The following is a 15,079-nucleotide window of genomic DNA, read 5'->3' as shown; positions in this document are numbered from 1 at the left end:
CGCGGCCGCGCGCGCACGCGGGGGGGGGGGGGGCCGGGCGCGCCAGTGGGGCGCCCCGGGGGGGCCCCCGGGGGGGGGGCCGGCCGCGGGGGGCGCGGGGGGGGGCGCCCCCCCCCCCCCCCCTCCGCTGGTGCGAGGGGTGTTACTGCCAGTCGACGATGACTCGGTTCAGGGGGGTGTCGAGGACGAAGCGGCCGGGACGTGCTTCGGGAAGGGGTGTGTCGAGGGTTTGCAACTCGAAGGCGGCTTCCCGGCCGCGGTACTCGCGGTCCCAGGTGCGGATGGCGTCGGCGACCTTGGCGGCCAGGGCGTCACTGCCGGGGCCGTGGCCGATGACGCCGAACTCCCAGAGCTTGCCGCCCTCGGGTGTCTTCTGGTCGGAGAGGCGGCGGGCGAGGTAGGTGAGGGCGCCCTTGTCGACGGCGGCCGTCGATGAGGGGTAAGGGTCGTGGGTTAGCAAGGTTCCCTTGGCGGCCTGCGGGAAGTGCATCCGGACCAGGCCGGAGGGCACGGTGCAGGAGACGAACAACTCCATCCACTCCGGTGATTCCATGGCGCGGACCGTCATACCGGTCCACTCCTCGGTACGCGGCTGTTCCAGAACGCCGGCGAGGGCGTCGGCGTTGATGTTCTGGCCCGTGGGCGCGTGGAGCCGTACGGTGCCGTCCGTGCTGAGCGGGATGTCGCGACGGTCGTCGTCGGCGATGCCCCGGCGCAGCGGCATGAAGGTGTTCATCTCGCTGCCGTGGGAGACCCACCGGCCGTCGTGCTTCTCGTAGACGATGGAGCGGGAGACGCTTCCCTTGAGCCGCTGGGGGGTCACGAGCCGGCCGCCGGGGGCGAGCTGTTCGAGCCAGGCGTGCGGGATGCCGTGCGCGCCGACGGTGGCGATGATCCGGTCGTACGGGGCGCCTTCGGCGTGTCCGAGGGCGCCGTCGCGCGTCACCGCGTCCACGTTGGTGAAGCCGGCTGCGGCCAGGTGCGCGCGGGCTCCTTCGACCAGGTCGTCGTCGACGTCGATGGTGGTGACGTGGCCGCTTTCGCCGACGAGGTGGGCGATCAGGCCGGCGTTGTAGCCGGTGCCGGCGCCGAGTTCGAGGATCCGCTCGCCGGGCTGGGCGTCGAGCTGGTCCAGCATGAGGGCGACGATGCTCGGCTGGGAGGCGCAGGAGATCGACGTGCCGTCGGCGTCGTATTTGATGTCCACCACGTTGTTGGCGTAGGCGGCCTCAAGGGTCGCGTCGGGCACGAAGAGGTGCCGGGGCACGGCGCGCAGGGCCGCCTCGACGGCGGGCGTGAGGTGCTGCTGATTCTTCTTGAGCTGGTCGACCAGGGCGTTGCGGAGCCGTGAGGCGTCGGCTTCGGAAGTGGCGATGGTGTTCGTGTTCACCGCGCTGACGCTAGCGGCCGAGGCTGGAGCTCCGGCTGATGAAGGGGTGTTTTCACTCGATCCCATGACTGTCTCTTTCGCAAGGTGTGACAGGGCGTGTTGGTCTTCGTCGGAGAGACCGCTGCGGTTGGCGTGGAAGAGCACGTGGTGCGCGAGGACGGCGCGCAGTCCGCGGGTGAGCCCTCCCTTCGCGGCGTGGTCGGCGAGGGCCGCGCCGGCGTGTTCGAAGGCGGCCACCCACTGGGCGTGTCCGTCGAGCGGGCCCCCGGGGCGGCACAGAGCGGGGAGGCTGGCGGTCATCAGCGTGTGCATCGGCGGGGTCAGGGCGGCGGCCCTCTCCCGGGGCATCGGTCGGGCGGCGGCTGGGCGGAGGGTCGCGTACTTCGCCCAGACGTCGCCCTGCTCGAACCAGTCCAGACCGGCGGCCCGCATCATCGCGGTGGCCAGGAGAACCGCGGTCTCGCGGCGGCCGAGGTGTCCTGGGCCGGGCGGGTAGGTCAGGAGGTGGCGGATGTCGGCGTGAAACAGCTCGTGTGCGACGTCCATGGCGTACTGGCCGCCGAAGGCGGCCGACTCGGGCTCGTAGATGCCAGGCGCCCAGGAGCGGACCGTCCCGTCGTCAACGAGGTCACTCAGAAGCCGTTCAACGAGCGGGGACGGCCCGGATGCCAGGTAGCGCAGGGGCCAGGGCTGCTTGTTCATGAACCACCAGCAGGTGATCTGCCCGGCCGCCTCAGCCGCCAACAGCGCGGGGCCGATGCGTTCGGTGATGGCGCGCTGCGCGCTCTCGCGGTTGGTGAAGACGACGTTGTGCTGGTGCCAGTCCGGGGGCATGGGGGAGTCCTTGGGTCGGCGGTATCAGGCGATGAGCAGACAGGCGTCCCACGTGGTGCGGGGCGGCGTGCGGGTGGCGGGCGCCAGGAGCGCGAGGGCGATTCCGGCGGCGCCGTCGAGGTACCCGGGGCCGGCTTCGCGCACCACGGTGGCCGCGGCGGTCGCCGGGTCGGTGCCGGGCGGGCAGATCGTGGCGAGGAGAGCTGGAATGAGGGCCTGGAGCTGTCCGGCGGTTGAGGGGTGGGCGTCGGCTGCGGTCCGGGCGGCGATGTGGGCGAGGCCGGCGAAGCCGTGGCACAGGCCGTCGTCGGTGGTGGCCTTGAGCTGCGCGGCGTCGGTGAGGGAGGCCACCAGCGCGTTCTCCGAGTCCAGGCGACGGGGAGTGTCGCCCAGGGCGAGCGCGGCGAGCTGCTGGGCGCGCGCCAGGCCGGCGGTGCCGTAGCACCATGACGGCCGCCGTGGTGTGGACGGGGCGAGTTGACCGGAACGCAGTTCCTCGCGGGTGACCCAGTACGGCCAGGCCGGGCCGCAGCCGCTCTCCTCCCGCCAGCGGTCGAGCCACACGAGGATGGTGTTCATCGCGTCGTGGTGTCCGTCGACGACGGTGCCGCGCCGGGCGGCGAGGGCCAGGAAGGCAAGGACGCCTCCGACGCCGTGCGCCATACCCGAATTCGCATGCCCGCCAGGGAACCGGCCGGTGTCGAGCCGGCCCGAAGGTGCCGCAGGGGTCCACCAGCCCGGCAGGGCCACGCCGTTGTGGATGACCGGCTCGGTCAGGCGCACACAGTAGTCGAGGGCCGTCCGGACCGTAGCGCTGCCCGGGTTGCGGCGCAGGAGGTAGGTACCGTAGCCGGACAGCCCCCGGATCGCGTCGAACTCCGCGGTCTCGGGGAGCCGGCCCGCGTCAAGGCGACGGTGAGCAGCCGCGAGATGTCGCAGGACGTCCCGGGCGATCTGATCGTCCAGCGTGGTCAGGGCGCGTTGGTAGGAACCGGGCAGGTGCTCGGCGGCGCAGGTGAGGACGTGGGCGAAGGCGGGCGCCCCGTAGAAGGGGTGGCTGTCGGCTCCGCTGGTGAACGGCTGCCGGGCACAGGCCGTGAGCCAGGCGTGGGCACGGTGCCACGGTGCGAGGCCGGCGGCGGCGCGTTCGATGTGCAGCAGCGCGATCCCCGGGAGACCGTAAGCGAGGTGCTGCCGGTCCTCGGCCGTCGTACGGGAGCCCAGTGGCGCGGTGTCGGGATCAGCCAGGATGTCGGCCAGGGCCGTGGAGAGCGCGGCAGCGGGAGCGGTCACGCGCGTGTCTCCTTGCTCTTGCCGGTACGGCTGGACCAGGCCAGGGCGGCGGCACGCGCGAGGTAGAGGCAGATCTCCTCCTCGGGGAAGTTCACGGCCACGTGCCGGACGAAGTGCGTGTGCAGCAACGAGCCGAGCACGTCGTCAAGCGCGATACCGGTGGTGTCCGGGCCGGGCAGATGCGGCCGGTACGCGGCGAGCGCGGCGTCGCGCTCGGCCCAGCCGGCAACGATCGCGGCGCCACCCGGCTCGGCGCGCAGCGCCGCCCAGCCGTCGGAGGGGTCGGCGAGCCGCACGGCCTCAGCGAACTGCTCGCGGGGGACCGCCCTCGGGGCCGGGGCCGGTACGTGGCTGATCAGCCATCGCATGCCGGCCTTGACGCTGCCGAGGAACGCGCTGGTGATCGCGACGGTGTGCGCGGCCACCAAGGCACGGTGGTATGGGCGCCGCTGCTCTCGAAGCTGGGTGACTATGGCGCGCGAGTCCGCCTGGAAAACCTCCTCGGCGGCGTCCCACGCATCACCGGAGCCCCACCGGCCCATCTCGCGGTAGGACGTGGGGAACCGCAGATCCGACGCCAGCCCGGCCGCGCGCAGCTCTTCCGCCCAGACCGCGATCTTCGCGGCGGGCTCGGCGAACGCGCTGGGGTCCGGCAGGGCGATGCGCAGACGCAGGTGCTGATCGGGATCGCGGAAGCGGACATACCACCACGGCGGCCCGCCGAGGCGTTCGAGAAGGTCCGGCACATACTGCGCCAGGAGGGTGTCCTGGCGGCGCGGGTCGCCGTAGACCGAAGCGAGCAGCACGGTGGAAGAGGCGGGTGTTTGTATCTGAGCAGGGGAGAGCGTTCGGGCAGCGGTGGGCGGCGGTAGCGGCGGCCACCCGGGGGTCCGGGTCGCCTTGAGCGGCAGCACCACTTCGTGGGCGCGGCCGTCGCACCAGCCGTACGCCTGCGGGGCCGGTGCTTCGTGGAGGACGGCCGTACCGGCGCGGTCGAGGTGCCGGCGCAGCAGCGTCCGGTTGCTGGCCTGGTCGAGGTCGAGGAAGAGCCGCCGGTCACCCTCCACGAGGAAGACGCGATGCGGGGCGCGCCGTCGTGCCCGCCAGTCCTCCAGAGCGGCATCCCAGCCGGAGGGGCGATCAGGCCCCGTGAGATCGCCCGCGGCCAGGCGCCAGCGCGCGGGGGCGAGCACCGTGCGGCCGTAGCGCAGTCGCGGCAGGAACGGCATCGCCTCGGCGGCACCCCAGTCGAAGACGGTGACCTGGGCGCACTGGGCGCGGGGCAGTTCGGCGAGGAACCGCACCAGGGGCGGAGTGTGGGTCTGGAGGTTCAGCGCGTGCATCCCCACCGGCTCGACGCGGTGGCCGCGCCGCGGCGCGGCCAGATACATGCGACGGCCGTCGCAGCCCACCATCACCTCTTCGGGCGTGAGTACGTGCTCGGCCGCCGCACGGTGCTCCTCCACGCTGAGCAGGGTGGGAAGGACCTGTGGGGTACGGGTGACGTGGGCGCTCTCCGGGCGCAGGGGCGGGAACGAGAGCTGTACGGGGACGGTGTCGGCATCCACGGCGGGCAGGCTGGACAGTTCGCCGCCCAGTGCCGTGCGGTCGTGGGGGGCCAGCACGCTGAGGAAACGTCCGCAGGAGACGCCCGCGCCGCGCGAGACGCTGACGACTTCCAGCCGGAAACGGCCGCGCTCCAGGTCCTCGGTGCTCGCCGCGTACACGCGCACGCCGAGCTCCAGGTGCGGCGGGACGCGCGGGGCGTCGGGGCCGACGTCCAGGTCCGCGAGTGATTCGTCGGTGAGGACGACTTCATCGCGGCCGTCGAGAGCGGCGCTCTGCGCGATACGCACCAGAGCGTCGTCCCGGGAAGTGAGCCGAGGGCGCGGCGGGCCGGCCGGGGTGCCAGGGTATCCGTCCGGGAAGCCGATACCGCTGTCCGCGACGACCTCATTCAGCGGCACCATCGTGCCGATGCCGTACCTCTCGTAGAACCTCTGGTGATACGAGCCCCAGGCAGCGGTGCCGTACGGGCGGGCGCATATCCGTGTGAGGGCCCAGGCGGCGTGCTCGGCCTCGCGCGCGACCGCGTTTGGTAGGACGAGGCTGGCGTCCAGTCGCAGGTCGAGCGCGAGGGGGTGACGGCGCAGCCCCGGTACCAGGGCCCGCATCCGACGAGCCACGTGCTTGCGAGCTGAACGGGTCCTGCACGTCAGCAGATCAGTCCGGATCGCGTGCAGTTCGCGCACCATGGGCGCGACGGGGCTCACCTCAGCGGCCCCGGCGGCGTCGAGCTGGTCGAGAAGATAAGCGAGGGGATCAGTCTCGGTGCTGGGTGCTTGCAGCGTGGTGAGCAGGACGCGCTGCCGGAGCAGCCCCACGACGAACTGCTGCACCCGTTCCGGTGCGGTTCCGGGGAACTCGGCGGTCAGCTTGCCGACGAGAACGTCAACGCGGATGGGCGTCCGGCTCGCCGTGACGACCGTCCGGATGGGGCCGGTGAGGCCGAGGGATGCCTCAACGGTGAGGGCTCCGTCTCCCGTGTCGGCCTCCTGGTAGGGGACGATGAGCCGGTCTCCGCGGACACTGACGGTGTTGTTGACGAGCACGTTCAGCCGCTCCAGCAGCGCGGTGCATGTCTCCAGTCGCTGAACGACGGCGGCCAGCCACTCGGCTCCGGCACGCACGGTGACGATGTGCTGCCTGCCCCATTTTGAGTGCGTGTGAGGGCCGATCGTCGCTGTGGTGACCCCGGCGAACAGACCGAACGGAGTCGCACGGTACTCGGCCCGCAGGAGATAGCGGGCCACGGACAAGGCCGCGCGCCGCACATCCCGGGCCGCAGGCTCCTCAGCGGCGCATAATGCCTCAACCTGGGCAGCAAGTGCAGGTGTAGCGTGTTCCAGTGCTTCGGCGATGTCGCTGACGGCCCAGATCTTGCGCAGCCATTCCATGCGGTCCGCGGTGGCGGTGGAGCAACGGTCGTCAAGAGCCGGCGCCTTCGCGCCGGTGGAGATGTGTTGAGCTATCGCGCGCACGAGCGCGGTAGTGCTGGCTTTGAACGGCGTAGCCGAAGCGGCCACCGCTACCTCCCGGAAACGGCAAAGAGGGACGGGGCCGGTGCCGCCGCGTACGGGACGCTGGCGGCACCGGCTTGGAAGCAGCGCCGTGGGTCAGGCGACGCCGGTGGTGCAGGCACCGCAGGTGCTGCCGCAGCCGTCGTTGGTGACGTTGGTCAGGCTGCCGCTGTCGGCCACCTCTACCAGGGAGACATCGAGGTCGAAGCCGTCCGATGGACTGTCCATTTGCTGGGTGGTGTTCGGGATGGCGGTGTTTGCCATGACTCTCAACTCCATTTCAATCGTGGTGGATTGTTCTGGGTTGCACACGCCAAGAAGTCGGCCGCTGGAGCGTAGCCGCAGGGCTACCCCGGGAGGGGACTTCCTGGCCACCCCAGCACGCAGGGGCGGTTGGCCCGACCGAGCTGGGAAGAAAAGGTCCGATCACGCGCACAGCGCGTTCTCCGACGTCTGGATGAGCGCCCGTTCCAGCCGGGTGCACTGGAAGCGGTAGACAATCAGGCTGTCCTTTCTGTTCCAGATCGTGTGATCAATCTGCGAAGCGGTGCGGTCAGATAGCCTTCCGAGGGCGCGAGCTGCCATTCCCGATGACTGGGTCGCCTGGCTCGCGCGTTCGCAGGGGCGGGTCAGACCGTGTCGACAGGACGGTCAGGTGCTCGCTGGATTTGCGGGTCCTGGGGTTGGCTCCCGGGGGTCACCACCGCAGTCCGATCTTGGCGAGGGCGGCGATGCGTTCGGGGGTGAGCTTGCCCTCGCGGCATTGGGCGCGCTGTCTGTAGACCCACGATCCGAGACGGATGGGATCGGGGCCGGCTGTCTTGTGGTCGGTGGGTACATGCAGATGACCGTGGGCCTCGTAGTAGTCGGCCGCGGCGTCGAAGCTGCGCTGCCACTGGTAGTCGTAGACGGACCACACCATGTCGAGGCGGTTGAGTTCCTGGCGCCGTTCGGGTGACTGCTTGTTGCGCGTACAACGGAGCCAGGTGATCCATTGCCCCAGGGAAACAGGGGGGTCGTCGTCGGTGACGAAGTCTTTGGGAACGAGCAGGTTGCCGTTCTGTCTGTGGTAGGTGCGGGCGGCGGTGAGGTTGCGCTGCCAGGCGTCCTCCTGCACGCTCCACACCATGCCGATCGCGTCGAGAGCGGCCCTGCGTTCAGGGTCCAGGCGGAACCCTCCGGTCGAGCTCCGCAGTCCCCGGATGAACGCCCCCAGGTCGACGGGATCGGGACCCTCGGTCATGTGGCCGCGGGGGACGCGCAGATGACCGTTCTCGCGGTAATAGTCCTCGGCCGCAGTGAATTGGCGTTCCCAGTTGTCGGCCCGGGGAGCCCAGATGATGCCGAGGTCTTCGAGGCGCTTCCTGCGGCCGGGCTGAAGCTCGCCGTTGGCTTCGGACACACGCTGACGGGAGAGCCACTCGCCCAGTCGCAGCCCGGCGGGTGTGGTGTGCGGCTGGGGAATGTCGAGGTCCCCCTGGGCCTGCCGGTAGACCTGGGCGGCGCCGTAGTACTCCTCCCACGCGGGAGTGGTGGTGCGCACGGCACGGGCCGTGATCGCGGCGGCGAAATGGGGCGGGACCTCGATTCCGTTCACCTTCAGCCAGTCCGGCAACTCCCGCACCGGGCCGGTGCGCTGGTAGCTGCTGGTTCCCAGCCTCAGACGGGAGCGGTCGAGCTGCTCTCCGAGTGCCTCGTCGTGAGCGCGCAGGGCCCGCGCGATACGCCACACCTGACGGAAGTCCGAGCCCTCCAGAGCATCCACCGGATCCTCGTCAGGTCCGAGAAGGATCGGGACGATGATGGAGGCGGTCTTGCTCTGCCGGCCGCCCAGCCGCATGGCCCGGCCCAACGCCTGGATGATGTCGATCACCGATTCGCGCGGGTCGAGGAAGGCGATTCCGGCGACTTCCGGCGTATCGACGCCCTCGGTCAGGACACGCGCGTTGGCCACCACGACCAAACCGGCCTCATCCCCGCGCAGCCGGTCCAGCACCCCGCGGCGCTCCACCACACCCTGGCCACCGTGAACGTGCCCGGCCCACACCGAAGGCGCCGCGATACCGTCCTCTCCAAGCAGCGGCGCAACGGCCGGTAGGGTCTTGGCGAACCACTCCGCGTCCGCAACCCGCCCGTGATATGTGATCATCCGGCTGATGTCGTGCTGCTCCGCCGCCCGCAGCACCGCTATCTGGCGCGCCAGCACCTCCACCGAAACTGCGGAACGCCCTACCTGGTAGTGCCGCGCGCCCTGTTCGGCGGCCAGTGCGCGGACCTCCTCAGAAGTGGTGACCGCGATGATGAGCTGGTAGTCCGCCAGTAGCCCCAGCTCCGCCGCTCGGGCAAAGGACATCTTGAAGCTGACGGGCCCATAGACCTTCTCGTCGTCCATGCTGACAGAGAGGTCACCACGGCCGGTGTCGCCATGATCGGCCACGATCTTCGGGGTCGCCGTCAGGTACAACCGCCGGCCCGCAGGCAGCAGGGCATCGTCGTGAACCCGCGCCCAGGACTTGGCCGCCGCCCCCGCCGTACGGTGCGCCTCGTCCACGATCATGAGGTTCCAGGGGCGGAGGCCGTGGTCCGCGTGGGCGGACTCCAGGACACGGAGCCCCGCGTAGGTGCTGACCACCGTCACCCGGCCGGGGCCTGCGGTCAGGTGCGCGAGGTGCTGCGGGCTCGTGGTTACGGCGGCGCGTTCCGCCTTGAGTTCCTGGCCGCGCGCGTCCATCACTCCGGTGTCCGAACACAAGGCGACGACACGGCCCAGAGCGTCACTGCCGTGTGCCTGCCGCCAGGCGTGGAGGGTCTGGCCGACCAGTTCGATGGTGGGGACCACCACCAGCACCCGGTGGTCGGCCGACAGCTCGATGCGCTGCGCGATCTCGCTGCCCACACGCGTCTTACCCGTCCCACAGGCCATCACCACGGTGGTGCGCTCGGTCTTGGCCAACGTGGTTAAGGCGGCGTCGACCGCCTCGCGTTGATGGGGCCACAGCTCGGGAGCGGACAGGCCGGGAGTGGACGACATGCAGCGGATCCTTAACGGGAGCGAGGGGGGAAGGTGTCTGGCTCTGCGCCGGGTGATCAGGGCTGGGAAGCCTGGGCAGTCCCGGCGCAGGGCGGTGGTCTCGTCGGTGGCGAGGAGACCCGGGGGATGTCAGGCCGTCGTGAGGGCCTGGTGGAGTTCGGTGTCGGTGATCGTGTGGTGGTGGGTGTCGATTTCGTGCTGGAGGGCGGTGGCGTAGTGGGTGATGACCGGTTGGGTGAACAGCTCGATCGCGAGGGGACTGTCCTGGAAGGCGGTCAGGGCCTCGGTGAGGGTGCGCGGTACGGACTGGGTGTCGGGGGCGGGGTGGTAGGCGTTGCCGGTGTGCGGTTCGGGGAGGGGGAGCCGGTGCTCGACGCCGTGGCGGACTGCTGCGAGTACGGCGGCCAGGGCCAGGTAGGCGTTGGCGTCCGCGCCGGCGAGCCGGATCTCCAGGCGGAGGTCGCCACCGTGGTCGAGGGCCCGGATGGCGCAGGTGCGGTTGTCCCAGCCCCATCCGAAGCTGACCGGTGCGCCGCTGTCCGGGCGGAACCGTTTGTAGGAGTTGACGGTCGGGGCGAGGAGTGGGGTGAGGTGAGGGAGCGCCGCCAGCAGGCCCGCGACGGCGTCCCGGAGAAGGTCGGGGAGGCGGTGGTTGCCGCTGGTGGGCAGAAGCTGGTGATCGGTGCGGCGTAGGGAGAGGTGAAGGTGGAGTCCGTTGGTGGCGCCGTCGGCGGTGGGTGCGGCCATGAACAGGGCGGTCCATCCGGCTGCGTAGGAGTGGTGGCGGACGGCGTCCTGGAGCACCAGATGTGTGTCGGCGGCGGTGAGCGGATCGCTTGGGGCGAAGGTGGCTTCGAACTGGCCGGGGCCGTGTTCGGACTGGACCGTGCGGGGCGGCAGGCCCGCGCCGGTCAGGGCGGTGCGCAGGGAGCGCATGTAGGCGGCCAGGGCCTGTGGATGATTCAGGGCGAGGTCCAGCGACCGGTCGACGACGGGGTTCAGGCGCCGGCTGCGCGCGATGTTCTCCGGAGATCCCTGGTAGACGGTCCACTCGGCCTCCAGGCCGGTGTGTGCGGTCAGGCCGTGCTGGGACAGCCGGGTGATCTGGTCCTGGAGTATCTGGCGTGGGGCGACGGTGATCGGGGTGCCGTCCGGGTGGACGGCGTCGGCCGTGATCAGGGCGGTGGCGTTTCGCCAGGGCAGGACCCGCAGGGTGCCCGGGGCCGGTTTCAGGTGCAGGTCGTGCAGGCCGGTGCCGAGGGAGACCAGGGCGAAATCGTCGTGCAGGGACATGGCACGGTCGGTGGCCAGCACATAGGCGCACAAGGGCCAGGCCGGGTCGGTGGTTTCGGCGCGGCGCAGGAAGTCCGCGGCGTCAAGGGGCTTGCCCCGCCATTCGCCGGACATGTCGGTGAGGGCCAGCAGGACGGTGTCGACCTCGCCGCGCTCCACGAGGCCGCGCAGCGTCTTGTGCCACGGCTCCGGGTCCGGTCCGGTGACCTGCTCGCGTTCCTGGATCAGCGGGGTACCGGTCATCAGACGATCTCCTCAGCGTGTTCGAGGTCTTTGGCGCTACTGCTGCTGGTGGGCGGCTGGTAGGAGGGGCCGGCTTTCTGCCAGCGCACGGCGGCGAAGACCAGCACCACCACCAGGGCGATCGGGCTGTAGTTGAACGTGGCCCAGGTGACGGGCTTCTGCTGCGGCAGGCAGAACAGGACCGTGATCACCACGACGCCGATGACCGCGGTCCAGCCGATGGGGGCGCTCCAGCGGCCCAGGACCCAGGGGCCCGGGGTGAACCTCTCGGGGTGCAGACGGCGCAGCAGGACGGGGATCACGTAGGCGGGGACGGTGCCGACGACCGCGATGGTGGTGACGGCGGCGAACGCGGTCTCGCTCCAGAGGGTCGGTACGACCAGGGCGAGTCCGGCTCCGACGGTCAGCCAGACGGCGTTGGCCGGGACCCCGTTGCTGGGGCGCACGGTCCGCCAGCGGGAGGAGTAGGGCACGGCGCCGTCGCGGGAGAACGCGAACGCCATCCGGCTCGTCGCGCCGACCAGGGCGTATCCGGCGAACAACTGGGAGGAGATGATGAGCAGCAGGAGCAGTTTGGCGCTGGCCGCGCCGAGCGCCTGGGTGAAGATCTCCGCCGGGGCGAGGTCCGAGGCCAGCACGGCGTCGTAGTCCTGGATGGCGAAGAGCTGGGCGAGGATCAGGAGCACGCCGCACAGCACGGAGACCCACACCGAGCGCATGATGCCGCGGGGTGCGGCCAGTGCCGCGTGGGAGGTCTCCTCCGACAAGTGCGCCGACGTGTCGAGACCGGCCAGGCTGTACATGCCGAAGAGGAGGCCGATGCCCACCACGTAGCCGATGTTCGACCAGCCGGTGGTGTTGGTGTACTGCCCGAAGACGAACGAGGCGGGCTGGTGATAGGTGGGCACGAGGGCCAGCGTGGCCACGACGGCTGTGACCCCGGCGATCTGGAGCCAGGCGTTGGCCGAGTTGATCACACTCATGAGGTGTATGCCGAAGAGATTGAGGAGTGCGTGGAGCAGCAGCAGGGCCGCGCAGATGCCCAGCACCCCGGTCTCCGACAGTTCGATGCCCCACTGGATGCTGAGGTAGGAGGCGGTGAACTGGGCGCAGCCGTAGTTGACTCCGGCGACACCGCCGATCAGCCCGAGCAGGTTGAGCCAGCCGGTGACGTAGCCCCAGCGGCGGGAGCCGAGCCGGTTGGCCATGTCGTACAGCGCGCCGGAGGTGGGGTAGGCGCTGGTGACCTCGGCCAGGGCCGCGGCCACCGCCAGGACTAGGGCGCCGACCGCCAGCCAGCCCCACAACATCGTCGCCGGTCCGCCGGTGTGCAGCCCGAAGGTGAACATCACCAGCGAGCCGCTGGTGATCGACATGACGGAGAACGTCGACGAGAAGTTCCCGAACGGGGTCATCCGACGACGCAGAACGGGCTCGACGCCCAGGTGTTTGAGCAGTCTGGCGTCGTCCGGGAGCGTCGGGGCCTTGGCGGCTCTTGCCTTGTGGGACACGGGAACATACCTCCGAGAGGAACAGGGGGAACAGGTGGAACAGGGGGACAGGAAGTGAGGCAAGCGCGGCAGGCGGACCGCGGGGTCCGGCGCCGCAGGCCGTGGGAAGCCGGCACGTACGGAGCGGTGCCCGGAGGATGACGGGCCGGGCCGTCAGCGGTGGCGCCCCCGGGCCGCGCTGTAGGTACGGCACCGGAGGAATCTCTCCTGCCAGTCGGCAGGGTCGTCCACGACGTAGCGCCAGGGGACGGGCGTGGCGTACGGTCCGATCGCCTCGAACACGTGCGCCGCCTCGGCGTGGTCGGCCGCGTGCAGGGCGTGCGCCAGATAGTTGAGGTCGAGTTCCGAGCAGTCAGCGGGGTTGCTGCGGCAGAACCAGTCCGTGTAGGCCCGCATGGCGTAGTGCACGGCCTGCGCGCTGTTCCAGTGAAGCCAGGTGCTGGCGTGCCGGGCCCGCCGGCTGCGGTACTGCTCCATGCTCGCGTACAGCGGCAGCATCCGCACCGCCGAACCCATCCGCGCCGCATTGTCCGCGTACCGGGCGAAAGCGCCTGGTGAAGTGCCCCGCGAACACATCACCTTGAACAGCCGATGCCACGCCTCCCGGTTACCGGCATCCCGCTGTTCGGCGCCTTCCATCAGACCCCACGGGCCGGGACCGAGCAGCGGGTCGCCGGACGGCTTCCGGTGCTCCGCATGAACCGCCCCCGGGTCCACCAGCGCCAGGGCCAGCAGACACACCCACGGAACAGGGTCCGCGGGCAGCGCCTCGGACGCCGCCCGGCATGCCTGCCGCGCGGCGAACGCCAGCCCGTCGATGTCCCGAAGGTGATGCGAGACCCGCTCACCGCTGAAAGGACGCTGCCGGTAGGCCGACAAGGTGCGTTCTGTCCTCACACGCGCCGTCATCACCAGCGCCTCGATACTGCCGGGCTCCTCCGACAGCCAGATCTCCACCACGTTCGACTCCGCGGCGGCTGCCCCCAGAACCTGTGTCCGCCGCGTCCAGTCCGCCCACCCCGAACCCGACTCGCGCGTTCGCCTCAGCAGGTCACGGACACCCATCCAGCGCCCGGCCCGCACCTCTTCCCACACCGCCCGCAGCTCGGCGTCGCGGCCCGCCGGGTGATACACCACCGGCACCTCACCAGCCTGCGGCGCCATCACACCGCACCGGACCCTGAACCCGGGTTCACGGCGGTGACGCCGTGCAGAGTCCGCAGCAGTTGCGAGGCGAGCACCCAAGGCAGACGACGGACGTCGTCATAGGGGACAGTCTGCGCCCGCTCCGGATCCTGACCGGGCACCGGCCGCGGCTGACGCTGACCGGGAACAGGCTGATACAGGACGCCCGTCACCCCGTACAGACGCGGGGCCGCCACACGGAGCACAACACAACGGGGGGCGAGATGAGGGTACTTCTCCACGGCAACGCGCGCATGCGCCAGACATAACGGGGGCTGCGCTGTCGCTCGGCCCTCCCAGCTCTTCGCCGACAGCCCGCTGGAGCCGGGGCGGGCCTTCGCGAGGAAGAGGTAGCCGGCCGCCGTACGGTCCGCCGGCCGCGCGCAGACCTGGCACCGCAGGCCCACCATGCACTCACGCTGCCGGGCCGGATGAACCTCGCTCCAACGGGGCGCCCCGCCAAGCTTCTGTGAGCAGCGGGCCCACAGCACCCGCTTCAGGTCACGGTCCCTGGGATTCTCGTAGCGGTACTGGATCCCACCACGACCACCGCTCCCCCTGATGACGAGCTGCTCCTGCGGCACGGGCTTCTCCCCCTGCCGGGCGGTGATGTAGGGGATCACCAGCGTGGACACCGTGCGCGCTCTCATGGCGTTACTCCAGTCGGAATCGCGCACCAGGTGGTCGTGCCGTCCTCGCTGACGCCCCATGCTTCTGCCATGCACTCAACGAGGAAGAGGCCGCGGCCACCCTCGTCGTCGAGTTCGGCGTTGCGTAGCTTGGGGCAGATGGGGGAGCCGTCGCTTACCTCAATCACGCACTGGGCGCCTTTGAAGAAGACGCGGACTCCAATGTCACGTCCCTGGGCGTGGCGAAGGGCGTTTGTCGCGAGCTCCGTCACCAGAAGTTCTGCGGTCTCGACCAGCTTGGGCTGGCCCCAGTGGGTCAAGCCAGCACGGACGATGCGCCGGAGCCGCCTCGGCCAAGCGGCGTCAGCTCTGGAGATGCCTTCGCTGTCAGGATTCGGGCGGCGTTCGATCGATACTTCAAGGGCATGCGGCACGCGGGTACGGACTTGCGGCTCATCGGCGGGAACTGGGGCGCTTCGACGAGTGCGCTCCTGGTCCGCAAGGTAGGTCGTCATGGTCGGCTCCATGTCGAAATGGCCAATGACGAACATGGTGGTGCCACAACAAGGCCCCAACTAGCCTGACTTCAG

The 15,079-nt window shown here is 70.4% G+C and carries 10 protein-coding genes; all 10 read right to left on the bottom strand.

Going from position 1 to position 15,079, the window contains the following annotated elements; translation table 11 throughout:
* Nucleotides 1–142: 142 nt before the first annotated feature.
* The 10 genes from fxlM to ACFXPK_RS18105 all read right to left on the bottom strand — a co-directional run bounded on the left by fxlM (nucleotide 143) and on the right by ACFXPK_RS18105 (nucleotide 15,004).
* Entirely contained in the window at nucleotides 143–2,224 is a 2,082-nt protein-coding gene (gene fxlM / locus ACFXPK_RS18150) for a methyltransferase, FxLD system (protein WP_385076453.1), read from the bottom strand.
* Nucleotides 2,225–2,248: 24 nt separating this feature from the next.
* Entirely contained in the window at nucleotides 2,249–3,517 is a 1,269-nt protein-coding gene (locus tag ACFXPK_RS18145; protein WP_385076450.1) for a lanthionine synthetase C family protein, read from the bottom strand.
* Nucleotides 3,514–6,474, bottom strand: coding sequence for a lantibiotic dehydratase (locus tag ACFXPK_RS18140; protein WP_385076487.1), 2,961 nt, complete (start codon nucleotides 6,472–6,474; stop codon nucleotides 3,514–3,516). Before ACFXPK_RS18140 ends, ACFXPK_RS18145 begins: the two co-directional genes overlap by 4 nt.
* 219 nt (nucleotides 6,475–6,693) lie before the next feature.
* The gene (locus ACFXPK_RS18135; protein WP_385076447.1) at nucleotides 6,694–6,861 is read right to left on the bottom strand and encodes an FxLD family lanthipeptide; all 168 of its coding nucleotides are present in this window, start codon (nucleotides 6,859–6,861) and stop codon (nucleotides 6,694–6,696) included.
* Nucleotides 6,862–7,294: 433 nt separating this feature from the next.
* Complete coding sequence (locus ACFXPK_RS18130) at nucleotides 7,295–9,628, bottom strand: Helicase associated domain protein (RefSeq protein WP_385076445.1); 2,334 nt, start codon at nucleotides 9,626–9,628, stop codon at nucleotides 7,295–7,297.
* Between the two features lie 129 nt (nucleotides 9,629–9,757).
* A complete protein-coding gene (locus ACFXPK_RS18125; protein ID WP_385076442.1) occupies nucleotides 9,758–11,164 on the bottom strand; it encodes a glutamine synthetase in 1,407 nt (468 codons plus the stop codon).
* The gene (locus tag ACFXPK_RS18120; protein ID WP_385076440.1) at nucleotides 11,164–12,675 is read right to left on the bottom strand and encodes an amino acid permease; all 1,512 of its coding nucleotides are present in this window, start codon (nucleotides 12,673–12,675) and stop codon (nucleotides 11,164–11,166) included. The genes ACFXPK_RS18125 and ACFXPK_RS18120 overlap by 1 nt, the downstream gene beginning before the upstream one ends.
* Before the next feature lie 153 nt (nucleotides 12,676–12,828).
* On the bottom strand, nucleotides 12,829–13,839 hold the full coding sequence (locus ACFXPK_RS18115) for a hypothetical protein (protein WP_385076484.1): 1,011 nt from the start codon (nucleotides 13,837–13,839) through the stop codon (nucleotides 12,829–12,831).
* Nucleotides 13,839–14,537 carry a hypothetical protein gene (locus ACFXPK_RS18110; RefSeq protein ID WP_385076437.1) on the bottom strand — a complete coding sequence of 233 codons (699 nt, stop codon included), beginning with the start codon at nucleotides 14,535–14,537 and terminating at the stop codon, nucleotides 13,839–13,841. Before ACFXPK_RS18110 ends, ACFXPK_RS18115 begins: the two co-directional genes overlap by 1 nt.
* Nucleotides 14,507–15,004 (bottom strand): ATP-binding protein, encoded by a 498-nt coding sequence (locus ACFXPK_RS18105; RefSeq protein WP_385076434.1) that lies wholly within the window; start codon nucleotides 15,002–15,004, stop codon nucleotides 14,507–14,509. Before ACFXPK_RS18105 ends, ACFXPK_RS18110 begins: the two co-directional genes overlap by 31 nt.
* Between the last annotated feature and the right edge of the window lie 75 nt (nucleotides 15,005–15,079).

This window comes from Streptomyces sp. NPDC059142 (genome assembly GCF_042755665.1).
Classification (GTDB): Bacteria; Actinomycetota; Actinomycetes; order Streptomycetales; family Streptomycetaceae; genus Streptomyces.
This window is presented reverse-complemented; position numbering and strand designations above follow the sequence as displayed.